Annotated in this window: 20 protein-coding genes, 3 tRNA genes and 1 riboswitch; of the genes, 7 read left to right on the top strand and 16 right to left on the bottom strand. The window is 59.7% G+C overall.

All coding sequences use genetic code 11. The features are described from left to right. Together H7688_RS20880 and H7688_RS20875 are read right to left on the bottom strand one after the other, a co-directional pair. Nucleotides 1-1,645: multiheme c-type cytochrome (locus H7688_RS20880; RefSeq protein WP_443093461.1), on the bottom strand; the 1,645-nt coding region annotated here is incomplete at its 3' end. Nucleotides 1,646-2,252: 607 nt separating this feature from the next. Next, nucleotides 2,253-2,327, bottom strand: a tRNA-Gly gene (locus H7688_RS20875). A 133-nt stretch (nt 2,328-2,460) separates the two neighbouring features. Here H7688_RS20875 and H7688_RS20870 point away from each other — a divergent pair. From H7688_RS20870 to H7688_RS20860, 3 genes are read left to right on the top strand one after another with little or no spacing between them, the layout of a single operon-like run. Then, nucleotides 2,461-3,096 carry a hypothetical protein gene (locus H7688_RS20870; protein ID WP_183363206.1) on the top strand — a complete coding sequence of 212 codons (636 nt, stop codon included), beginning with the start codon at nt 2,461-2,463 and terminating at the stop codon, nt 3,094-3,096. Then, nucleotides 3,080-3,529, top strand: a complete 450-nt coding sequence (locus tag H7688_RS20865; protein ID WP_183363205.1) for an acyl-CoA thioesterase — start codon at nt 3,080-3,082, stop codon at nt 3,527-3,529. Before H7688_RS20870 ends, H7688_RS20865 begins: the two co-directional genes overlap by 17 nt. After that, the gene (locus H7688_RS20860) at nt 3,519-3,725 is read left to right on the top strand and encodes a hypothetical protein (RefSeq protein WP_183363204.1); all 207 of its coding nucleotides are present in this window, start codon (nt 3,519-3,521) and stop codon (nt 3,723-3,725) included. Before H7688_RS20865 ends, H7688_RS20860 begins: the two co-directional genes overlap by 11 nt. Before the next feature lie 91 nt (nt 3,726-3,816). On the opposite strand, the gene gluQRS is transcribed toward H7688_RS20860, so the two are convergent. The 6 genes from gluQRS to H7688_RS20830 all read right to left on the bottom strand — a co-directional run bounded on the left by gluQRS (nt 3,817) and on the right by H7688_RS20830 (nt 10,202). Further along, entirely contained in the window at nt 3,817-4,761 is a 945-nt protein-coding gene (gene gluQRS / locus H7688_RS20855; RefSeq protein ID WP_371873214.1) for a tRNA glutamyl-Q(34) synthetase GluQRS, read from the bottom strand. Nucleotides 4,762-4,835: 74 nt separating this feature from the next. Next, the gene (gene ppnP, locus H7688_RS20850; RefSeq protein WP_183363203.1) at nt 4,836-5,147 is read right to left on the bottom strand and encodes a pyrimidine/purine nucleoside phosphorylase; all 312 of its coding nucleotides are present in this window, start codon (nt 5,145-5,147) and stop codon (nt 4,836-4,838) included. Nucleotides 5,148-5,227: 80 nt separating this feature from the next. Then, entirely contained in the window at nt 5,228-5,578 is a 351-nt protein-coding gene (locus H7688_RS20845; RefSeq protein WP_246329913.1) for a hypothetical protein, read from the bottom strand. Between the two features lie 206 nt (nt 5,579-5,784). After that, the gene (gene glnA / locus H7688_RS20840) at nt 5,785-7,197 is read right to left on the bottom strand and encodes a type I glutamate--ammonia ligase (RefSeq protein ID WP_183363201.1); all 1,413 of its coding nucleotides are present in this window, start codon (nt 7,195-7,197) and stop codon (nt 5,785-5,787) included. A gap of 38 nt (nt 7,198-7,235) precedes the next feature. Then, nucleotides 7,236-7,574, bottom strand: coding sequence for a P-II family nitrogen regulator (locus tag H7688_RS20835; protein WP_129126904.1), 339 nt, complete (start codon nt 7,572-7,574; stop codon nt 7,236-7,238). 546 nt (nt 7,575-8,120) lie between these two features. Beyond that, on the bottom strand, nt 8,121-10,202 hold the full coding sequence (locus H7688_RS20830; protein WP_281379523.1) for a glutamine synthetase III family protein: 2,082 nt from the start codon (nt 10,200-10,202) through the stop codon (nt 8,121-8,123). A 335-nt stretch (nt 10,203-10,537) separates the two neighbouring features. Between H7688_RS20830 and H7688_RS20825 the strand changes: the two genes are divergently transcribed. Then, nucleotides 10,538-11,266 (top strand): M23 family metallopeptidase, encoded by a 729-nt coding sequence (locus H7688_RS20825; RefSeq protein ID WP_246329910.1) that lies wholly within the window; start codon nt 10,538-10,540, stop codon nt 11,264-11,266. A 119-nt stretch (nt 11,267-11,385) separates the two neighbouring features. On the opposite strand, the gene hrpB is transcribed toward H7688_RS20825, so the two are convergent. The 3 genes from hrpB to H7688_RS20810 all read right to left on the bottom strand — a co-directional run bounded on the left by hrpB (nt 11,386) and on the right by H7688_RS20810 (nt 15,492). Continuing rightward, a complete protein-coding gene (hrpB, locus tag H7688_RS20820; protein WP_183363198.1) occupies nt 11,386-13,878 on the bottom strand; it encodes an ATP-dependent helicase HrpB in 2,493 nt (830 codons plus the stop codon). After that, complete coding sequence (locus H7688_RS20815) at nt 13,875-14,549, bottom strand: HAD family hydrolase (protein ID WP_183363197.1); 675 nt, start codon at nt 14,547-14,549, stop codon at nt 13,875-13,877. Before H7688_RS20815 ends, hrpB begins: the two co-directional genes overlap by 4 nt. Before the next feature lie 82 nt (nt 14,550-14,631). After that, entirely contained in the window at nt 14,632-15,492 is an 861-nt protein-coding gene (locus tag H7688_RS20810; RefSeq protein ID WP_183363196.1) for a phosphatase PAP2 family protein, read from the bottom strand. Nucleotides 15,493-15,697: 205 nt separating this feature from the next. Between H7688_RS20810 and H7688_RS20805 the strand changes: the two genes are divergently transcribed. Then, a complete protein-coding gene (locus H7688_RS20805; protein ID WP_183363195.1) occupies nt 15,698-16,036 on the top strand; it encodes an ArsR/SmtB family transcription factor in 339 nt (112 codons plus the stop codon). 3 nt (nt 16,037-16,039) lie between these two features. Beyond that, nucleotides 16,040-16,501 carry an SRPBCC family protein gene (locus H7688_RS20800; RefSeq protein WP_183363194.1) on the top strand — a complete coding sequence of 154 codons (462 nt, stop codon included), beginning with the start codon at nt 16,040-16,042 and terminating at the stop codon, nt 16,499-16,501. A gap of 226 nt (nt 16,502-16,727) precedes the next feature. Here the strand turns inward: H7688_RS20800 and H7688_RS20795 are convergent, their stop codons facing one another. Beyond that, the gene (locus tag H7688_RS20795; protein ID WP_183363193.1) at nt 16,728-17,783 is read right to left on the bottom strand and encodes a hypothetical protein; all 1,056 of its coding nucleotides are present in this window, start codon (nt 17,781-17,783) and stop codon (nt 16,728-16,730) included. A 24-nt stretch (nt 17,784-17,807) separates the two neighbouring features. Next, a riboswitch (cyclic di-GMP riboswitch) is annotated at nt 17,808-17,895 on the bottom strand. A gap of 519 nt (nt 17,896-18,414) precedes the next feature. Between H7688_RS20795 and H7688_RS20790 the strand changes: the two genes are divergently transcribed. Then, nucleotides 18,415-19,722: an L-cysteine desulfidase family protein gene (locus H7688_RS20790; RefSeq protein WP_183363192.1), complete on the top strand. Its 1,308-nt coding sequence runs from the start codon at nt 18,415-18,417 to the stop codon at nt 19,720-19,722. A 92-nt stretch (nt 19,723-19,814) separates the two neighbouring features. Here the strand turns inward: H7688_RS20790 and H7688_RS20785 are convergent, their stop codons facing one another. The 4 genes from H7688_RS20785 to H7688_RS20770 form a co-directional block, all read right to left on the bottom strand. Further along, on the bottom strand, nt 19,815-20,219 hold the full coding sequence (locus H7688_RS20785) for a hypothetical protein (protein ID WP_183363191.1): 405 nt from the start codon (nt 20,217-20,219) through the stop codon (nt 19,815-19,817). A gap of 439 nt (nt 20,220-20,658) precedes the next feature. Further along, nucleotides 20,659-20,733 (bottom strand) — tRNA-Glu (locus H7688_RS20780). 32 nt (nt 20,734-20,765) lie between these two features. Beyond that, nucleotides 20,766-20,840, bottom strand: a tRNA-Gln gene (locus H7688_RS20775). Between the two features lie 80 nt (nt 20,841-20,920). Then, entirely contained in the window at nt 20,921-21,466 is a 546-nt protein-coding gene (locus H7688_RS20770) for a 2-oxoacid:ferredoxin oxidoreductase subunit gamma family protein (RefSeq protein WP_183363190.1), read from the bottom strand. Nucleotides 21,467-21,515 lie beyond the last annotated feature (49 nt).

The following is a 21,515-nucleotide window of genomic DNA, read 5'->3' as shown; positions in this document are numbered from 1 at the left end:
TGATGTCGCTGTGGCAGCCGACGCAGCTCAGCACTTCTTTGGTCTTGTCGGCCGCGCTTCCCCAGGCTGCGGTAACCTTGGCGCTGGACCAGGCCACAAAGCCGGTCGTGGTGTGGCACTGCACGCAGCCCGACCTGGTCTTGAAGTCCTCGCCTTTCCAGGGGGCGTCCGCGACTGCGGCGTGTGCCGAGCGCCCCCACTGCTGACGCACCGCGAGGTTTGCGCTGCTGTCGGCATGGCAGTTCGAGCAGTTGGAACGCGAGGTCACGTAGGAGGCCGGGTAGCCGGCGGCCGTCATGTTGTTAAAGTGCGCTGAGGTAGCCCCTGCCGCACTCCCTGCGGTACTGTGCGGGTTATGGCAGGCGATGCAGGGATTGGCGCCTATGGCAAACGGGTGGTTGGCGACGTTGCCGCTGGCATCGCGATGGCAGCCGTTGCAGACGCTGTCGGCGACGTCAGGCAGGTGTCCGCCCCCCGCATGGCAGGTCGAGCAGGTCAGGCCGTTGGCATTGTGGGGCGATCCGGCAAATGCCGTCACGATCGAGACAGGGTGGCAGGTGGCGCAAAAATTGGTTCCGACAGTCCCGGCACTTGCATAGGCTATCGTGAACGTGGAACTGTTCACCGTGTTGGTGTTGACCGGCGTCGGCATCGCCGAATTGGTGTGACAGGTTATGCAGTGTATCCCGGCCGTCTTGTGGGAACCGGTCGACCACAATGGGAACGCCGTGGATGGGGACACCCCGCGCGAGCCGTGGCAGCCGTTGCAATTGGTGCGCATGTAGCCGGTTACCGAATTGGTGACGGTGATCTGTACCGTGTCGGAGGCAAGCGTCTTGGTACCCGCCATCTCCGCCAGTTGCAGAACGTAGGTACCCGGAACGACGGGGATGAAGGAGGGGGTCAACGTGTTCCAAGCGCTGGTATTGACCGTGGCGGGACCGCTTACAAAACTCCAGGCGAGGGTGCCGCTTCCGGTGAGGTTGCCGGTCAGATTGACCACCTGGTTGGTCTGCGCGACCTGGTCCACACCGGCATTGACCGTGGCCTGCATGAAGGTTGCGGTCACCGTTCGCGGCGCGGTGACGTTGGCGACGGTAATCTTGACGGCACCGCCGTAGGGGTAGCTCACGGGACTTCCGTAGATATCGGCCACCGTGCCGCCGGTCACCCCCATGAGGTAGCAGTTGGTAGAGGTGGGCGTTGCCGTCAGAACAGCCGAGTTGTTATAGGAGACCATTACGGAAGTGGCCGAGATGCTGCCAGGCCCTACGGCAGTGGCAGTCACCTGGTACTGTCTCGCGATGAAACCGGCCACCAGGGACTGCACCGAACCGTTCGCCTTGTTGAAGGTCGTCGCATACTGGGTGGTGTAGTTGCCGAGTGGCACAGCCGTGCCGCTCTTGGTCAAGGCGGAGATCTTGTATCCCACATTCGCCGAGACCGTCACCGGCACGTTGGCGCTGGTGGTGAAGTTTGTGTACACGACACTACCGGCCGTGGTCTGGGTGGCATTGTTACGTACCTTAAGCGTGCCACCAGACGTGCTCAGCTTCGTCTGCAACTGCCACGCGGTAGCAGCCCAGGAATACAGGACCCCGACTGACAGCAAGCAGACGAGAACAGACAGTACTCTCTTCGACATAAAGCCCCCCTTGTCTTTAGTAACAGACGATCAGCGGCGACTCTCCGCTGAACGCGGTTCCATCCGGCAGCATCTCCCGGACCACCCGTACAACAAGCGTCCCCATAGTCCTAACATAGCGCTGCTGTGGTCAGGGTCGCAGCAAGGCCCTGTCACAGTACAGCTGATAAGCTGAATATAATTAGTAGATAATGACAAGCGCAACGAGGTGTAACTGTCTCTCCGACGATAATCTCCTATAATGACTGAGACTTAGACTCAACTGAACTATCATTACAAGATTTGGTCCAAAACGTTACAATGAATACATTTTTAAAAAAACACTTCAAAAATAACTGGATGAGGGAGTTGTCAGACTGAAGGCGGGTGATGCTGTCAGCGGAACCTGTCTTTTGGCGGGAACAACCGCGAATTCACTAACGCAAAACCAGTTGCCGGCGATGTGGTGTCGGGACCTGTCTGGTGCCATGACTAGGGCAATCCCCGAGATACAGGAAGAGGGCGTCGGAGGGTTCAAAAAGGCCGAAAAACGAAAACCCCGGCAGCATGAAATTCATGCTGCCGGGGTCTATTTGGGAAGAATCACCGAGGATTCCTGGTAGATATTTGGAGCGGGAAACGGGGTTCGAACCCGCGACTTCAACCTTGGCAAGGTTGCACTCTACCACTGAGTTATTCCCGCTCAGCGAGTTCCCTCTTATAGCAAATACCGGTTCCCTGAGTCAACTCCTTTTTTAATGGGAGGGTGATTTTTGCCGTAGCGCCTTTCCGGATAAAGCGTATCATATCGCGGATGATCGGCTATACTGGTGATCATGAGAAAGCTGGACAAGATACGGGAGCAGGTTGCCGTCGAGGCCGCCCGACCCATGTACGAGGATGGCGTGCGCGAATACCGCGATGCCAAGCGCAAGGCCGCCAAGCGTTTCGGACCCGAGAAGGCCCTCTCCTTGGGGGCGCACCTCCCCAGCAACGCGGAGATCCACGAGGAGCTGGCCCGGCTGATCGCGGAGCGCGAGGAAGACGTACTCCCGGCGCGGTTACTGGCGCTGCGACTGGCCGCCCTCAGGTACCTGGAGCTTTTCGAACCCTTCACCCCCTACTTGGTGGGATCAGTGCTTTCCGGCGCGGTCACCGGGCAAAGCGACATCGACATCCATCTCTTTGCCGACTCGGTCGAGGAGGTCGAAGAACTCCTCATGCAGCACGGCCTTTCTTTTGAAACGGAAACCGTCACGGTGCGCAAGGGCGGTCGCATCAACGATTATCTTCATGTCTACCTGGAAGACGGCGGCGTTCCCGTGGAGTGCTCCGTCTATCCGGTCGACGAGCGGCATAACCGCACGGTGAGCAGCATCACAGGCAAGCCGATGGAGCGGGCCAACATAAAACAGCTGAAACGGCTTATTTCTGCAGGTCTTGAGGAGGAACACTATGGAGCACAAACGTAAGGCCGAACTGATCGAAACGCTCTTGCCCAAGGACACCAACGGGTACGGCAACATTTTCGGCGGCGTAATCATGAGCATCATGGACAAGACAGCCGGTGTTGCCTGCTGGCGCTACTCCCAGCGCCGGGTGGTGACTGCCTGCGCCCAGCGCATCTGCTTTCACACCCCCATCAACATGGGCGAGGTGGTCTACTCGCGCGCCACCATCATCCACGTCGGACGCAGCTCCATGGAAGTAGAGGTGGAGGTGGAAGTCGAAAACGTCATGGAAGGGACCAAGCGGCGCGGCGCAAGCGGCCAGTTCACCATGGTGGCGGTTGACGAGAACTGGCACCCTACCGCAGTACCGCCCTGGCAGCCGGTCACCGAGGCCGAGATCGAAAAATGGCGCCAGGTCGAAAAGCAGAAAAAGGCCGAGCGTCATGGCGGCTAGACTTCTAGCCGTGCTGACGGTGCTACTGCTTACCGGGTGCGCCGAGTTGAACGACTCCCTGGTGCGCGCCTGGTTCATGGATCACCAGCTCGGCAACCGGGTCGGCACCCAGATCAGGGAGGGGCTCAAAAAACGTGAACAAGCACCGGTGCCCGTCCAGCCGCGGCCGGCTCCTGATTTCCTTGATGAAGGGTAGCCTGGAGATCGATTTTTTTGGGCAGGACAGCGCGCGAGGTAGCTGAGAGGATCACGTCGCAAAGGGACCGGGTGCACCGGTCCTTTTTTCGTTACAGTGGGGTGCGCTGAAAGGGTGCGGAGGCCTTGGGGACCGCTGCGATCTCGAAATGCTGCACCCCCCAGGTGAGGATTTCGGTCGGAGACGCGCCGAGCAGTTCCCGCAAAGGGTTTTGGCCGAGGAAACGCAGGGCGTCCAGCAAGAGGCTACCCGCCTCAGCGGCAAGGTTACCTCCGGCGGCCAGCGAGACCGCGTTGTCCCTCTTACTGAGCTTGCTGCCGGCAGGGCCGGACACCAGCGGCAGGTGGGCGTAGCTGGGCGTTGGATAGCCGAAGATGCGCTGCAGGTAGATCTGACGCGGCGTTGAGCTCAAGAGGTCGGCGCCGCGCACCACCTGGTTCACGCCGGAGGCGGCATCGTCGACCACCACCGCGAGGTGGTAGGCGTAGGGGCCGTCGGCACGGTGGATCACGAAATCCCCGCAGGAGCCGGTGAGGTGCTGGCTGTAGTGCCCCATCACCTGGTCGTTGAAGCTGATCACCTCGTCGTAGACCTTGACGCGCAGGGCGCGCTCCACCTTTTGCGGAGCAAGACCGTCGCGGCAGATCCCCGGGTAGACAAGCCCCTCTTCGTGGGGCGCCGAGGCGATCTGGGCGATTTCGCTGCGGGTGCAGCCGCAGGGGTAGGCGAGCCCGCGCTCGACGAGAAGAGCCGCCGCGGCGCGGTAGAACTCGGTGCGCCGGCTCTGGTAGACGACCTCGCCGTCCCAGGCGAAGCCGAGGGTCTCCAGGGTGCGCAGCATGTCGTCCGCGATACCCGGCACCACGCGCGGCAGGTCCAGGTCCTCCATGCGCAAGAGCCAGGTTCCGCCGCTGCGCTTGGCCATCAGGTAACTCCCCAGCGCCGCGACCAGGGAGCCCAGGTGCATCGGGCCAGTCGGCGAAGGGGCGAACCGTCCGACGACGGGACCACTACGTTGGTTCAAGGATTCGATCATCATCGGCATGATAGAGGGATGAATGGGATGGGGCGTTTACCTTCCGTTCACCCCATTCATCCCTGTCCGCATTCTTACAGGAAGGAGCAGCAGTAATCGGTGATGCCGGTGATTTTCAGTTTGAAGCTGGAGTTCTCGGGGACCTCGAAGGCCTCGCCACCTTTCACGGCAACCCACTCGTTAGAACCCGGCAGCAGCACGGTGAGGTCGCCGGAGAGGATTTCCATCAATTCTGCGGAACCGGTGTTGAAGGTGTACTCGCCCGGCAGCATGATCCCCAGCGTCTTGCGGGAGCCGTCGGCGAAGTAGATGGTCCGGCTGGTAACGCCGCCGTCAAAGTAGATGTTGGCCTCTTTTACCACGCTTACGTTGTTGAATTCCGACATACACACCTCCTGATAGTAGATGATGGTCACCCCGTGGGGTTTTTCTTGTGCGGTTTGTGCCGTTTTGTGGCCAGGAGAAGCTACAGTTCCTGCCACTCTCCGGCATCCCAGCGCTGCAGGGCGACCTGCGCGCGGAAGCCGATGAGACCCGGCATTTCCGTGAGTTTTACCAGCACCGGGCGGCAGCGCTCGGGCGCCTGTGCGAGCCCGTACACCGCAGCCATCCCGGCTATGACCGGATTACCCTCTTCCAGCAGCAGCAAAAAGCGCGGCATCGCGCCTTCTTCAGCCTTGAGCGCCTTGAAATACTTGGTTAGCGAGGCCACCTGCAGCGCCGCCACCTCTTCCTGCATCGCTTCTATCGCCTCGGCGTGCCGAAGCGCCGCCCTGACGAACCATTCAATGAGCTTGGCTACCCTGTCCTGTTGCACCAAATCGTCCTCCCCTCCCCGTCCCGACGCCGTGCCCCGGGACCTTTGTACCACCTGGAAACTAGCAGTTTTCCGACAGGGGTTCAAGCTATTCATGTGCAGCAACCTTGGAGCCACACTCATGGGAGGACGCCGGCTTTGGCTCACCACAAAAAAAGAGGCGGGGTGACCCCCGCCTCTTTTGCTGCAGTAATTGCCGGTACCGACTAGATGTCGAAGTACAGGGCGAACTCGAGGGGAACCGGACGCATACGGACCGGGTTCACTTCGGCTTCGGTCTTGTACTCGATCCACTTCTCGATGACGTCGAGGGTGAAGACGTCGCCTTTCAAGAGGAACTCGTGGTCGGCCTCCAGGGCCTTGAGAGCTTCTTCCAGGCTGCCCGGAGCGGACGGGATGGTGGACAGCTCTTCCGGCGACAAGCCGTAGATGTCCTTGTCCAGCGGCTGGCCCGGATCGATCTTGTTCTCGATGCCGTCGAGACCTGCCATCAGCATGGCGGCGAAGGCGAGGTAGCCGTTGCAGCTCGGGTCCGGAGTCCGGTACTCGATACGCTTGGCTTTCGGGTTGGTGGAGAACATCGGGATACGCAGCGAAGCCGAGCGGTTACGGCTGGAGTATGCCATGTTCACCGGAGCCTCGAAGCCCGGCACCAGACGCTTGTACGAGTTGGTGGTCGGGTTGGTGAAGGCGCACAGCGCGCGGGCGTGCTTGATGATACCGCCGATGTAGTACAGGGCCATCTGGGAGAGCCCGCCGTACTTGTCGCCGGCGAACAGGTTGGTGCCGTCTTTCCACAGCGACATGTGGCAGTGCATCCCGGAACCGTTGTCGCCGTAGAGCGGCTTAGGCATGAAGGTTACCGTCTTGCCGTTGCGGTTGGCGACGTTCTTGATGACGTACTTGAACCACTGCAGGTCGTCAGCCATGGCAACCATCGAGTTGAAGCGCATGTCGATCTCGGCCTGGCCGCCGGTAGCCACCTCGTGATGCTGGCACTCGACGCGGATGCCGACTTTCTGCAGCTCGACGACCATCTCGTTACGGAGGTCGTTCTGGGAGTCGGTCGGTGCAACCGGGAAGTAGCCTTCCTTGTGGCGCGGCTTGTAGCCGAGGTTCGGGAACTCTTCGCGGCCGGTGTTCCAGGCGCCTTCCACCGAGTCGACGGCGTAGAAGGACTGGTTGGCGGAGGAGTCGTAGCGGACGTCGTCGAAGATGAAGAACTCGGCTTCCGGTCCGAAGTAGGCGGTGTCGGCGAGACCGGTCGACTTCAGGTACGCCTCGCCCTTCTTGGCGATGTTACGCGGGTCGCGGGTGTAGCTTTCCTTGGTGATCGGATCGAAGATGTCGCAGATCAGCGATAGGGTCGGCAGTGCAGTGAACGGATCCAGTTTCGCGGTGGTCGGATCCGGAATGATGATCATGTCGGAGGCGTGGATCGGCTGCCAGCCGCGGATGGAGGAGCCGTCGAAACCCTGGCCTTCCTCGAAGGTATCTTCGCCGAACTCGCTCATCGGAACGGTGAAGTGCTGCCAGATACCAACGAAGTCCATGAACTTGAAATCTACCATCAGCACGCCGTTTTCTTTGGCAAACTCCACAACTTGTTTCGGTGTCATCTACAGTCTCCTTTCAAAGTGGGTAAAATCAGATCGGACTAGAGGGCGTCTTCGCCCCTTTCACCGGTCCTGATGCGGACAACTTCTTCCACAGGAGTAACAAAGATCTTGCCGTCGCCGATGCGGCCCGTTTTCGCAGCCTGCTCAATGGCATCGACAACCTTGGAAACGACCTCGTCAGAGACGATGATTTCCATTTTGATCTTGGGGATGAAGTCCACCACGTACTCGGCGCCACGATAAAGTTCCGTGTGCCCCTTCTGGCGACCAAATCCTTTTACCTCACCGATCGTGATCCCTTGGATACCGATTTCGTTGAGGGCCTCTTTGACCTCATCAAGCTTGAAAGGTTTAATGATTGCTTCGACTTTTTTCAAGACTGGTACCCCCCGCTCCGTTTTTCAGTGCGCGCAAATTATAGAGAGCTTGTTGTTAAAAAGCAACCTTAATCAAGTGTCTCGTAGCGCGCTATGCTTACGTTCAGCAAGATGTCTGCCAAGGAACAAGCGGCACTATAAGAGTCGTAGTTTCAGCCTGTTGAGAGCGACAATTACCTGCAGATCCAGTCCGGAGAAGACGCCATTGCCTAAATACCAGGCAGCAACACGCCCACCACTGCCTACTTTTTAGGCATCAACCCGGAAGAGTGTAGTGCCCCGGCAGCGCGGCTCCTCTGCTCCTTTCTAGGCACGTTGAAATATAGTTCCGTTAACCAAAACCCACAGTCCTTCATCCCTCCTTGCGGAGCTTCAACTGAAAATTCCGGAAAAGCTGCCAACAGGATTCCCTTTCCCCAAGGCGCCACCTCGTAACAGATGGCAGTCCCCCGCACCCTCTCGTCAGGGCGAGGGATACGTATCACAAAAAAAGGAGCCCCCTGCGCGGGGACTCCTTTTTGAGCAAACAGAGACGAAATTCCGGAATTACAGCTGGAACAGCATCTCCCGGTAGGTCGGCAGCGGCCAGTACTTGGCGGCGATGACTTTTTCCAGTCCGTCGGCGTTGTTCCGCAGATCCTGCATCTTGGTGTAGACCTCGGCGCGGAACGCGGCGGCCTGCTCCTCGAGATCGGCGATGGCCAGCGCAGCTTCCAGTGCCGCCTCCAACGCCTTCACGCCGGCGCTGGTAGCCGCCAGCTTGTCGCAGAGTTCTTCCAGGAGCCCCTGCTGGGTCGACACGTTGAGCTTGGCGGAAACCGCGCTCACGGCATTGATGGAAGAAGCGACGATGGTAGCGTACTCCACGGCGGCCGGGATGATGCTGTGGTTGGCCATATCGATCATGGTCAAAGCCTCGATGTTCAAGGTCTTGACGTACTGCTCGATAACGATTTCGTAACGCGCGTGAATCTCTTTCTCGCTAAAGACGTTGTGTGCAGCGAACACCGCGACAGCTTCCTTGGTAATCAGCTGCTTCTGTGCCTCGGGGGTGTTCGGGATGTTCAGCAGGCCGCGCTTCTTGGCCTCCTGGACCCACTCGTCGGAGTAGTTGTTGCCGTTGAACACGACGCGCTGGTGCTTCTTGGCGGTCTCCTGCAGCAGCTTCTCGAGATCTGCATCGAAGTTCTTCGACTTCTCCAGCTTATCGGCAAAGCCTTTCAGCACTTCGGCGATGATGGTGTTGATGACGATGTTCGGCCCGGAAATGGAGAAGGAGGAGCCCAGCATCCTCAGCTCGAATTTGTTGCCGGTGAAGGCGAACGGGGAGGTCCTGTTCCGGTCAGTGGCGTCCATGGGGAGTGCCGGCAGCGTGCTGACGCCGACCTTCATCTCGCCAGCCTTGGTGGAAGACTTCTCGGCGCCTGCCACGATCTGGTCGAGGATCTCGGCCAACTGGTCGCCCAGGAAGATGGACATGATGGCCGGCGGCGCTTCGTTGGCGCCCAGACGGTGGTCGTTGCCGGCGCTGGCGCAGGTGGCGCGCAAAAGCCCCGCGTAGGTATCCACGGCCTTGATGGTCGCCATCAGGAAGGTCAGGAACTGGGCGTTGTCGTGCGGGGTGTGCCCCGGCTCGAGCAGGTTCTGCCCGTCGTTGGAACTCATGGACCAGTTGTTGTGCTTGCCCGAGCCGTTGACACCGGCGAACGGCTTCTCGTGCAGCAGGCAAACCAGGCCGTGACGGGTGGCAACCTTTTTGAGGGTCTCCATGACCATCTGGTTGTGGTCGGTGGCGATGTTGGTGTTCTCGAAGATCGGGGCGATCTCGAACTGGCCGGGGGCCACTTCGTTGTGCTGGGTCTTGGCGGTGACGCCCAGCTTCCACAGCTCTTCGTTGACTTCCTTCATGTACGCCAGCACCCGCTCCTTGATGGTGCCGAAGTAGTGGTCCTCGAGCTCCTGCCCCTTGGAGGACATGGCGCCGAAGAGGGTCCTGCCAGCCATCATGAGGTCAGGCCTTTTCTCGTAGAAGGATTTGTCGATAAGGAAGTATTCCTGCTCGGCCCCGACGGTCGAGATGACGCGGGTGGCGGTGGTGTTGCCAAACAGCCTGAGCACGCGCAGCGCCTGGGTGGAAAGCGCCTGCATGGAGCGCAACAGCGGGGTTTTTTTGTCCAGCACCTCACCGGTATAGGAGCAGAAGGCGGTCGGGATGCAGAGGGTGACCACGCCGGCCTCTTCCCTCAGAAACGCGGGAGAGGTGCAGTCCCAGGCGGTGTAGCCACGGGCTTCGAAGGTAGCACGCAGGCCACCGCTCGGGAAGGAGGAGGCGTCCGGCTCGCCCTTTACCAGCTCCTTGCCGGAGAACTCCATCAGGGCGCCGCCTTCGGCAGGCGAAAGGAACGAGTCGTGCTTTTCGGCGGTAATGCCGGTCATCGGCTGGAACCAGTGGGTGAAATGGGTCGCGCCTCTTTCGACGGCCCACTCTTTCATGGCAGTCGCTACAACATCGGCAATGGAGGGATCGAGGGGCAGCCCTTCATCGATAGTTTTCTTCAGGGTTTTGAACACAGCCTTCGGCAGCCTTTCTCTCATAACTGCCTGATTAAACACGTTTTGCCCGAACATCTCCACGATACAGCCTCCTTTTTATGCAGCGGTGCGTAATTTTTAGGCAATACCACGTCAGCTGAAATCGATGTTTCAGGAAGTTACGCGATCATCGCCGAAAGCTTCCCCACTACAGCAAGCGAGATGCCAATTCATGGGCGGGCCTCCGGAAAATCACCCTGAAACCTTCAAACGTGGTCAGATCTTGCCATTGGCGGGGGATGCAGGTATATTGGCCTCCGCTCCGGGCTGGTCCAGGTGCACTTTTTTCCCTACTCACGCGGTGACGGCCACCGTGTCGGGAGCTAGACGTGCCTAGTTTTTCAGCAAACAACCTTTTTGCAGGCAGCAGTGTGGGGCGATCCCTAGTCGTCTCCCTCTTGGCCGGCTTTTGCTTTCTTCTTCCGGCTGCGGCTTGCGCCGATTTCTACAGGTTCGTCGACGACGACGGCGTGGAAACCTACACCAACACCCCCACCTCGAACGGTGGCACCCGGGTGCTGCGGGAGGCGAGACCGGCTCCTGCAACCAAGGGGCCGCTCAAACGGAAGGCGCAGCCCCAGCCTCAACCCCAGGCCCACGCCGAACCGGTCACCGAGGGGAGCCCCGGCCCCGGGCAGGAATCGGCGCTGCCGGTGCAGGGGGTGCTCACCTCCAAAGTCGGCTGGCGCCACGACCCGATCGACGGCACGCTGCGGCACCACAACGGCATCGACATCGCGGTCCCGGCAGGTACCCAGGTAAAGGCGATCGCCGCCGGTAACGTCATCGAGAGCGCCGCGCACAGCGGCTACGGAAACCTGGTGCGGGTCCAGCACGACGATGGAAGCATCTCCAGCTACGGTCACAACTCCCGTCTGGACGTTGCCGTCGGCGAGCGGGTCGCCGCCGGGCAGACCCTGGCGTTGTCCGGTTCCACCGGCAGGTCCACCGGTCCGCACGTCCACTTCGAACTTTGGAAGAACGGGGTCAACGTGACCGAGAACTACCTGAGCAACGGTGCCGGCTTCGCAGAAGTGGCCGGCAGCATCCGCACCTACCTCCACAGCAACGGCTCCATCGTCTTCACCAACCTGAACTGAGTGTCCCTCCACCGCTTCCTGTAGAAACACGAAGAACGCAAAAGGACGCAAAGCCCCTTCTCCAGGTTCCTTGCGTCCTATACATCCCTGGTATCCCTTGCGCCCTACAGCGCCTTGCTCTACATCCGCTTCTTGACGTGCCGTGTCGCCTGGGCTTCCCAGGGGTCGTCGGGCCAGGGGTGCCTGGGATAACGCCCCTTGAGTTCCTTGCAGACCTCCCGGTAGGCGCCGTTCCAGAAGCTCTTCAGGTCGGCGGTGACCTGGATAGGACGGCGCGCCGGCGAAAGCAGGTGGATGAGCACCGGTACCCGGCCTTGGGCAACCCGCGGCGTTTCGGCGAGACCGAACATCTCCTGCAGCTTCACCGCCAAAAACGGCTCGCCATGCTCCGGGTAGCTAAGCCGCACCCGGGAACCGCTCGGGACCGAGAGGTGGGTGGGCGCTTCGTCGTCGATAAGCTTCAACTCCCGCCAGCTGAAGATCCCCTTGAGCGGTTGCAGCAGATCCACCCGGGCCAAGGCGTTCAGGCTGCGCACCCCGGAAAGGTGTGGCAAAAGCCAGGTGCCGATCTCGGCCTGCAGGTACTGGTCGCTAAGCTCGGTCAGCCCCGCACCGGGCAACACCCGGGCCAGGAAGTTCACCCGGTTGCGAAACTCAAGAGCTTCCGGGGTCCAGTTGAGCCCGGCAAGCCCCCGACCGCTCAGGATCCCCTGCAAGAGCGCTTCGGCCAGGTCCTCGGGGCGCGCCTGCGCCGGGCGCTCGGAGAGCAGCAGGGCTCCCAGGCGTTCCTCGTCCCGGGCGATCACCCTTCCCTCCCGTTCGTCCCAAAAGACCCGTCGGCCGCGCGTGATGGCAGCGGCACAACCCTCGCGCACCGCATCCAGAGAGACCCCGCTTGCCAGGTGGATCTCCGCCTCGACGCCCGCCCCCTCGACCTCGACAGCGACGATGAACTGCTGGTTGCGCACGTTGCTGCGGTTGGAAAGCCGCGCGCCGGTGCCGTTGGCCATCAGGTAACGCCCTGAACCTGGTGAGCGTTCCCGCGCGATGCGATCCGGGTATGCCCGCATGAGCAGTTCGCCGACCTGCGCCGCATCAGGGCGAGCCCCGCCCTCCCCTGCCCTGAGCGCCTTGCGGAAGTAGGCGGCCACCCGCTCGATAGTACGGCTTGCCTGCGGGTCGAGCCGCCGTTCCAGGGTTTCCACCCGATCCAGCAAATCACTGTCGGTGATGCTCCCGGTTCCCCGCGGCATGATGTCACGTTCGGACAGGAGCGCCGCCAGGGTACAGGCCAGCGCAGGGGTCCCCAGCGACTCACCTGCCAGCAGCATCGCGGCGAAGCGCGGGTGCATGGGGAGCGCGGCCATGAGCCGTCCTAATGGGGTGATGGCACCCGAGTGCTCCAGGGCGCCCAGGGTCGTGAGCAGCGCGCGTCCCTCGGCGAGGTGCGCTGCCGGGGGCGCATCGAGGAAACTGAGCGCGGCGGGATCCGGCACTCCCCAAAGCGCCAGATCGAGGGCCAGTGGGGCCAGATCCGACACCTTGATCTCGGCGGGGGTGAAAGGGAGCAGGGTACGCTGGGTGTGCTCGGTCCAAAGCCGATAGCAGACGCCGGGAGCCTGACGCCCGGAGCGACCGGCACGCTGTTCCGCCGAGGCTGCAGAGATGCGCAGGGTATCCAGACGGTTCAGGCCGCTGGAAGGATCGAAACGGAGCTGGCGCGAGTATCCGGTATCGATCACCACCCGCACCCCGTCGATGGTGAGGCTCGTTTCGGCGATATTGGTGGCGAGCACCACCTTGCGCCGCCCGGGTACCGGAACGATCGCCTGCTGCTGGGCCGCAAAGGGGAGATCACCGTAAAGCGGGGCCACCAGGAGATCGACCGGAAGCGTTTCCTTGACCAGGCGTTCGCAGCGCCGGATATCGCCGGTGCCGGGGAGAAAGACCAGGATATCCCCCTGGGTCTCCTTGACAGCGCGGACAAGCGCGGCGCAAGCGGTTTCAGCAAGTCTCGTTGTGGGCTCGGTGCTTAGGTAGCGCACCTCGACCGGGAAGCTGCGGCCGGCGCTGGAGATGAGTGGGGCACCGCCCAGAAGGTCGGCAACAGGGCCGGCGTCCAGGGTCGCCGACATGACCAGGATGCGCAGGTCCTCACGCAGGCCGAGTTGTACGTCGCGGCACAGGGCAAGTGAAAGGTCCGAGGTGAGGCTTCTCTCGTGGAACTCGTCGAAGATGACCGTGGAGACCCCTTCGAGGAGCGGATCGCTCTGCAGCCGGCGCGCCAGGATCCCCTCGGTCACCACCTCGATGCGGGTGGCGGCGCAGACCTTGCGCTCGAATCGGATGCTGAAGCCGACCGTCTGGCCGACCTCCTCACCAAGCGCCTGGGCCATGAAGCGCGCAGCATTCACCGCGGCAAGCCGGCGCGGCTCCAGCATGATGATCCGCCCTTCTGCCGCGAACGCGGCATCAAGAAGAGCAAGCGGCACCCGGGTCGTCTTGCCGGCGCCGGGAGGAGCCTGGAGAACGGCGACGTTACCCCCCTCGAGCCTGGCAACCAGCTCCGGGAGGATTTCTTCGATCGGTGTGGGGGGGAGTTTGGTACTCAAGGGAGCAGGCGGAGTCCTTCCAGGTCGATGCCGGCGAGCGAGTTGACCACGCGCCAGGCGCTGGAGAGGCGCTCCTCGGGATAGCTGTTGGTAACGGCCAGCACCTTGAGCCCGGCGCCAGTGGCCGAGGCGATGCCGGCGGGGGTATCCTCGATGGCGATGCCGCGGGAGGCGTCGATCATGCCGGGGTAGAGGGCCTGGAGGCGTTGCACGGCAACCCGGTAGCTCTCCGGATCCGGTTTACTGGCAGCCACTTCATCCGCGGTCACCAAGGTATCGAAGGCATCCGTCAGGCCGAGCTGAGTGAGAATGGGATCGATATCGCTGCGCAGCGCACCCGAGCAGAGCGCGAGCGGCAGGTTCCCCGAGATGGAGCGGATCAGCTCGACCACACCCGGATACGGGGCGACCCCGCCCGCGACGATGCGCAGGAATGCCTCCGCCTTCTCCTCCATCATCTTCTTCAGCTCGGTGTCGGAAAGGGAGCGTCCCGCTACCTTGAAAGCCTCGCGGAAGGCATCGCGGTCATCGAATCCCATGTAGGTCTCGAGGTACTCCTCCCACGAATAACCCAGCCCGAGAGGGACCAGGATCTCCTGGAAGGCCTTGTAGTGCAGCGGCTCGGTGTCCACGATGATCCCATCAAAGTCGAAGATGACAGCGTCTAACATTCAAAAGCTCCTTTAGCGATAGCCGACGTCTTGGAAGGTCGGCGAAGTGGATAAAGTTACTAACCAGCACTGCGCTAATCCGCTAAAACTTCCCCTGCAGCGCAAGCATCGGCGTCCCGCCGCTGACCGCCGGTGCCAGCGTCATCGTTCCCGGCTTGGCATTGCGGAACCTGGTCACCGAATTACCTGCCAGTTCACCCAGCGCCGCCGCCAGCACTACATCGCTTGCCCAGTGCTTGTCCTTGTACATGCGTGAAAAGCCCACAAAGCTCGCGCCAGCGTAGTAGAGGATTTTTACCGGCAGGCTCTTGCTCTCGCTGGCCAGCACGTGGGCTACGGCAAAAGAACTGGCGGTGTGCAGTGAAGGAAGCGAATCGTAATCGTTCTTGAACTGGAATGGTCGGAAGCTTCCCGATCCGGCTCCGTTACCAGGGCGTGCCCTGCCGATCCCTTGCTTCAGCACAAATGTCGAGACGTCCGCCAGAACCAGCGCCTCGCCCAGCTTTGCACCAAGTTCCTGCATCTTGGGCCGCTCGCTGAGTGCCCCGACTCCGTAGACCAAGGCCGCCGCACCCAAATGGATATAGGGATCACCCATCAGGCTTCCAACATCCGTGGCGCGGGTCAGGGTGCGGCTACGGTTGGCCTGCAGGTCCGACCGGATGTCCTGATCGTAGAGGTAGCTCAGTGCGAACATACCCGCGACAGCAGTCGTCTCCAGCAGGTAGGGATCGACCGGGGCCTTCACCATGAGCGCCGCCTCTCCCCCCAGCCGGTTCAGCTCCTCCTTGAACGCCGCACTGCTGCTGAAAAAGGTATCCGCAGCATGGACAACCTGGGGAGCCGAAAGCAACCAGACGCTGAGCAGGATCGTCCCCAGCAGCACATTCCAGCCGGCGCGGGACAGACTTCGAACTGCCTGTTGCAACAGAGCTTGCCTCATCCAATTCCCTCGCAACGTTAAAGGTAACAGCCCAAAGGGGCTACAGAATAGGCAAGAACGTCACCGTTAGCAACTGAAAATTAAGTTACAAAGTGGCTGAGATGCCGGATGCTGACCGCGTCTTTGTGGTGCCCATCCCTCCTATCTCAAAATACCTGAACTAAGCATGCTTGACATGCAACCAAATGGTTGCATATAATAAGCTATGACAAACGATGAAGACAAAGTTTTCAAGGCCCTTGCCGACGCTAACCGACGCCAGTTGCTCGACAGGCTGCGAACCGAAGGTGGGTTGACGCTAGGGGAGTTGTGCGAGGGTCAGGCGATGAGCAGACAGGCGGTAACCAAACACCTGGTGCTCCTGGAAGAGGCGGATTTGATCATCACGAGAAAACAGGGGCGAGAAAAGCTTCACTACCTCAACCCGGCGCCCATCAGCGAGATCTACGGGCGCTGGGTCGGTAAGTTCGCCCGAAAAAAAGTTCAGGCACTCGACAACCTGAAACAGGCACTGGAAAGCAACTCTGGTCCCGAAGGAGACTAAACCATGAAAACGCAGGATTTCGTTTATGCGACGTACATCAAATCAACACCGGAAAAAGTCTGGAAAGCGATTATCTCCCCCGAATTTACCCGTCAGTACTGGGGGGAAGAGCTCATCTCCGATTGGCAACCGGGTAGCCCGTGGCATAGCGTAAGAGTCGGTACGGGGACTCAGGGCATCTTCGGTGAAGTACTGGAGAGCGAACCTCCCAGGAAACTGGTAATGACCTGGACACAGGTCGATGACAAGGAGGACGATTCCTGCCTCACCTTTGCCATCGAAGCGGTGGGGGAAATGGTTCGGCTCACCGTTACCCACGGAAAATTCAAAGATGGTTCGACCATGGCAAGCCGGGTATCCGAGGGTTGGCCGCGGGTCTTGTCGAGCCTCAAAACTTTGCTGGAAACCGGGACTGCCCTCGATACCTGGGCAGAGTGCGAACGGACCTGCGGCAAAGGGAAATAGTGTCTCGCCTCGGGGGCCCTCGCTCTTTTGGGGCCCCGAGTACGGCCTCGCTTCCGGTTATGAGAAAAGGAGCGGCATATCTAGTAACCTGTACAGTAGTCAATTCAGCGCTTCCAGGTCTCGCCGAAAGACAAAAGGCCTTCCCCGTTTTGGGGAAGGCCTTTCTTTGCTGTAATCCGCAAAAATAGTTACGCTCTAGATCATGACGATTCAATCCGTCCTGCCATCAGGGGAACGTCATCCCAACAAGATACAGCAGGTCGGTGGAGACAGACTCACCATAGGCAGGATTCGGATAAACCCGTGTCCAGTTTGTAGCGGACTCACCTGCTTTGAGCATGGTGTCGTCAAGAGTGAAGACTCCCTGGAAAAATAAGGAACCGGGAACATGGGAAGTCGGTGCTGTAAAGGATACCGGTATGCCAGAATTTGCTCTGACCAGACTTGCCGCTGCGATGGGGGTATTTGTCAGGGACTGTCCCACGGTGAAGCTGTTCTTTAACTGGCCATTGGCGGTAACGGTGAGGCTGTATTGTTCCTCTGAGGTAATTTGTGTCAGATCGGTTTTGGTATTGGTAAGAGCTACCGGGTTATAAGAGACCAAATTGGCAAAACCGTTCATTGTTACCGTGGCGTTTCCACCGGTAGGAGTCACATTTACCCCGGTGATGGAGCCAAGTGTCAGGAGAGAGTTCTTCTGCGTGACCGAATCGTACGCGCTGGTTATGAAGTCCAGGGTGTAGCCATCATTAACCGGAAGATATATCGTCATGGTCCCGCCGGCATAATCCTGATCGATAACCTTCTTATAATCAGTCGAACCTGGTGCAGCATGGTGGGTTGCGGACAGGGAGGTAACCGGCACCCCAGTGGGGGCACACGAGTTGTTCAGCATAACAGGTGACAGCCCGCCGCAGTTCGGATACGGGGCACTGTTTAGGCCGGTACTGTCAATAAAGTGTGTAGCACCGTCATAATTTATCGCGGGTACCTCAGTATCTGTTGCAGAATCGTAAACCGTGTCGATGGGGTAGGTTGTTTTGATTATCCTCGCGACAACCCTTACTTTATTGGCGCTCGGCTGGGCACCGGTGTTTCCCACCGTCATCCCCAGCATCTTATAGGCTTTAGCAGGGGCGCTGGCATCCACCAGCTTTACCGAAAGTCCCGCAGCAGGAGTCGTAGAGCCGCCTCCCTCCAGATTTACCCCCCCACTGGAGCTGGACCCACCACCACAACCAAACAGGGCCATCGCCGACAACAGCAGTGCAACTTTTTTCATAACACTCCTCCTCGTTGAGATTTCTCTGGTGGCCCAGCCGTCCGGTTCGCGAGAGAACTGAGGACCTGTAGCTTTGTGCCCCCACTTTTCAGTGAGTTAACCCTTACAGAGGATAGATTGAATAACATTGACGTCAGAAGTTGACCGCTATTTGAGCACCTTCAGATTTACGGTTGAACCGACACGGCACCATCAGTACTTTGACTGATGATATCCATCGTCACCTTAGGTAGTAAGGCTTCTCGCAACCCGCGCTCCAGCTTAATTTTACTTTGTTTAATTTGTATCCTTAAAGACCCTGTAGGTATAGCCATCTTACAGGCTCATGTGCAACGTTCTTTTTCAGCGGCAGTATTTCGAAAAATCGCATTTCACAATGGGTCTCTGGAGGTAGTTAGCCGTTTGGCAAGGTTGGGAGTCAGCCACAGGATAAGCGAGCCCGAGCCTATTCCCAAGGCGACTGCACCATGATTGCCCGGTTCAGCACCCACGTTTCCTCTTTTAATTTACACAATGAAGATATTGGAATATAGTCGCGGCACAATATTGCCAGAACAAGATACCGCGGTGATGAGCGTCAGCCAACGCGACCTGCATAATCCCAACCATTTAGATATTTACGGAGAAAATAATGGGAATCTACCATGACATAATAGCCGCTGAGGTATTCCCCGCGCTCGGCTGTACGGAGCCCATCGCGGTGGCCTATGCAGCCAGCCTCGCCGCAGCCCAGTTCGATAAAAAGCCAGAGCAGATCACCGTTACCGTGGACCCGGGGGTCTACAAGAACGGCTTCGCGGTCACCGTACCGGAAACCGAAGGGTTGAAGGGCAACGTTATCGCTGCCGCCCTGGGCGCCCTGATCGCCCGGCCGCAGCTGAAAATGGAGATCCTGTCCGGGAGCAACCCGGAGTTGCTCGCGCACGCGGTCGAAATGGTCAACGCCGGGAAGGTCGAGGTGCTGCTGGCAAAGGAGCGGACGTCCCTCTACATCGAGGTAACCGTGCGTGGTGGCGGCAGCGAGGCGCGGGCGGTACTCGAAGGAGGCCACACCGATCTGGTGCACCTGGAATGTGACGGGCAACTACTGGTCCATACCGAAGCGGGAGGAACTGCCACGGGGCACCCCTACCGGGCCGCACTCAAAGAGATGTCCTTTGCCCAGATTCTGGAGTTGCTGGACGAGATTGGACCGGAGGACCTCGCCTATCTCAAGCGGGGCATCGAGATGAACCTGAGGGTGGCCGAAGCAGGGAAGCAACTCGTCAAGGTTGGTCATTACGTCGAGGAACTGGTGCGGAAAGGCTTTCTCTTGGCAGACGTCGTTTCCTCCAGCAAGATCCTCGCAGCGTCAGCCTCCGATGCGCGTATGGCGGGACTCTCTTTCCCGGTCATGTCCAGCGGAGGGAGCGGCAACCAGGGGATTGTGGCGATCCTGGTCCCCTACAACGTGGGGCTCTTCTTCCACATCCCGGAAGAGAAGATCCTGCGCAGCATCGCGCTCTCGCACATCGTGAACGCCTACATCAAGTGCCACACCGGCGAACTGGCCCCGATCTGCGGCTGCGCCATCGCCGCGGGGGTGGGCGCTGCCGTCGCAATCGTCTACCAGCAGGCGGGTTCCGACCTGTACAAGATCGACCTGGCAGTCAACACCATCATCTCCGATTTGGGCGGAATGCTCTGCGACGGTGCCAAAGGGGGATGCGCACTTAAGGTGGTGAGTTCCACCGATGCCGCGATCCGCGCCGCCTACATGGCGCTTGTGGGACATGGGATCACCGAGGAGGAGGGCTTTGTCGGGAAGCATGCGGAAGAAACCATCCGCAACCTGAGCCGGATCTCGGAAATCGGCATGGCCAAGGTGGATCAGACCATGCTGGGGATCATGCTGGAAAAGCGCACCAGCAGCGAGCGTGCCGGCTCAGGAGGGGAATGAGGCGTACCCAAAATCCCGACAGTTCCAGCCCAATACAGGGCGCTGGAGCCGCCGGGGTGGGTTACCTCGAGAAACGGAAATGACCTTCGGGATTAGAGGTGGGAACGCTGTGACCGTAAGGTGCTGTTACCGGGAGCTGGTACGTGCTTCACAGACTTGCGTGTTCTCTTCCGGGGCTTCTTGGTGACGACGCCGGAGTTCAACAACATCTGGATGTCGCTTTCGTCGGCAAAGATAGCGATGTAGTACAGTATCTTCTGGATGATCGCGTTCAGCGCCTTTCGGGCTTCTTTGCGAGAAGCGAGGTGAAGCTGACCGCCTGCGAACATCTGACGGAACCACTCCAGTGCTTTTTCCAGAAAGCCTTGGGACCCGAGCTTGTCCTCGCGCCAATCATGCTGAAAGATGCTGAGTGCATACAAGATCGTGAAAAAGATGTTGGCATTGCCGAGATACGCTGCGTCGGTTCCGGTCGATTTGAACTTGAGCTCTTCCATGAAGCACCTCCTGCAGGTGGGTGTCGAAAACGACTTCTTGGAAAGACCTCATCAAGTACAATGCCAGCTCCCCCAAGTCATGCCACAATGCCCAAGGACTCGGACAATACACATCTTTTTACCGCCCCTCGCCTGGGATCTCACCATCGGCTCCAACGCCTGCTGCACCTCCGCTGCACACCATCCAACACCAAAGCGCAGCAACACATTTGTATCATTTAACTTTCAAAGATTGAGCAGGCACGGTCAAGGCATGACCTGGCGCCGGCAGGATGTTCTTTCGCGACTGGACGAAGGCGCCTGCAGCGCCTCGTGCGTACCTGCGGCCATGCTTCGCAGGACATTCAGGAGAGCTGTACAGAAAAAGGGAGCTGAGGAAGTGGTCGAGAGAGGGGAAAAGAAAAAAGGCAGCGGCCGAGAGCGGCGCTGCCTTTTTTAATGGTGATCCCAAGGGGACTTGAACCCCTGTTACCGACGTGAAAGGCCGGTGTCCTAACCACTAGACGATGGGACCAATCTATAACGGCCCGAGGCCGGAACTGCCATTGGCAGGGGTGCGAGGATTCGAACCTCGGAATGACGGAGTCAGAGTCCGTTGCCTTACCGCTTGGCGACACCCCTTCGTTGCGAGACAACCTTAATACCAGAATCGTTCCGGGCCTGTCAAGCGTTTTTCCGGGAGCGGCTCATTAAGTTGCCGGCTACTCCCCGCGGGCGCTCCTGGCACCGGACTCCATGGCCTTGGCATTGGCGGGGATGAAGCGGTGGTTGCGTTCGGGAAGCGCAGCCTTGAGTGCTTCGGCCAACGCCTCCAGGGAGACTGCACCGGTGAGTTCGGCGTAGGCTCCCAACGCCACCATGTTCACCATTCTGGGATCACCCAGTTCCGTGGCGATTTCGTTCATCGCAACGCTCACCAGCTTCACGTCGCTGCGCTTCAAGGTGGTGGCGTCGACCAGCGAAGAGTTGATAATGCAGATGCCGCCGGAGCGGATCTTCGACCCAAGGCGGTCGAGGGAACCCTGGTTCAGTGCCACCAGCACCGAGGGGGAGCCGACTACCGGTGAGCCTACCGCGCCGTCCGCGATAACAACCGTGCAGTTTGCAGTACCACCCCTCTTCTCGACGCCATAGGCGGGAAAGTAGCTGACGTTCTTGCCATCGTCCAGGGCGGCGTAGGAAAGGACGTTGCCGGCCAGCAGCACCCCCTGCCCTCCGAAACCGGCTATCAATACATCGTGTCGCATCTTTATCTCCTTTGACCGGTTGCACCGGTAAAGCAGTTGTCATTTAGTG

Origin of the sequence: Geomonas limicola, from assembly GCF_014193675.1 — a bacterium.
In the GTDB taxonomy this organism is placed as follows: domain Bacteria; phylum Desulfobacterota; class Desulfuromonadia; order Geobacterales; family Geobacteraceae; genus Geomonas; species Geomonas limicola.
Note: the sequence above shows the minus strand (reverse complement) of the source record. Positions and strands in the feature narration are given on the sequence as shown.

Excerpts from the sequence above, each read along its gene's own strand:
- H7688_RS20800 (WP_183363194.1), top strand. The coding sequence starts at position 16,040 with ATGAAAACGCAGGATTTCGTTTATGCGACGTACATCAAATCAACACCG.
- gluQRS (WP_371873214.1), bottom strand. The coding sequence starts at position 4,761 with ATGATCGAATCCTTGAACCAACGTAGTGGTCCCGTCGTCGGACGGTTC.
- H7688_RS20805 (WP_183363195.1), top strand. The coding sequence starts at position 15,698 with ATGACAAACGATGAAGACAAAGTTTTCAAGGCCCTTGCCGACGCTAAC.
- H7688_RS20870 (WP_183363206.1), top strand. The coding sequence starts at position 2,461 with ATGAGAAAGCTGGACAAGATACGGGAGCAGGTTGCCGTCGAGGCCGCC.
- H7688_RS20770 (WP_183363190.1), bottom strand. The coding sequence starts at position 21,466 with ATGCGACACGATGTATTGATAGCCGGTTTCGGAGGGCAGGGGGTGCTG.
- H7688_RS20865 (WP_183363205.1), top strand. The coding sequence starts at position 3,080 with ATGGAGCACAAACGTAAGGCCGAACTGATCGAAACGCTCTTGCCCAAG.
- H7688_RS20810 (WP_183363196.1), bottom strand. The coding sequence starts at position 15,492 with ATGAGGCAAGCTCTGTTGCAACAGGCAGTTCGAAGTCTGTCCCGCGCC.
- H7688_RS20790 (WP_183363192.1), top strand. The coding sequence starts at position 18,415 with ATGGGAATCTACCATGACATAATAGCCGCTGAGGTATTCCCCGCGCTC.
- H7688_RS20795 (WP_183363193.1), bottom strand. The coding sequence starts at position 17,783 with ATGAAAAAAGTTGCACTGCTGTTGTCGGCGATGGCCCTGTTTGGTTGT.
- H7688_RS20830 (WP_281379523.1), bottom strand. The coding sequence starts at position 10,202 with ATGTTCGGGCAAAACGTGTTTAATCAGGCAGTTATGAGAGAAAGGCTG.
- H7688_RS20785 (WP_183363191.1), bottom strand. The coding sequence starts at position 20,219 with ATGGAAGAGCTCAAGTTCAAATCGACCGGAACCGACGCAGCGTATCTC.
- glnA (WP_183363201.1), bottom strand. The coding sequence starts at position 7,197 with ATGACACCGAAACAAGTTGTGGAGTTTGCCAAAGAAAACGGCGTGCTG.
- H7688_RS20815 (WP_183363197.1), bottom strand. The coding sequence starts at position 14,549 with ATGTTAGACGCTGTCATCTTCGACTTTGATGGGATCATCGTGGACACC.
- H7688_RS20860 (WP_183363204.1), top strand. The coding sequence starts at position 3,519 with ATGGCGGCTAGACTTCTAGCCGTGCTGACGGTGCTACTGCTTACCGGG.
- ppnP (WP_183363203.1), bottom strand. The coding sequence starts at position 5,147 with ATGTCGGAATTCAACAACGTAAGCGTGGTAAAAGAGGCCAACATCTAC.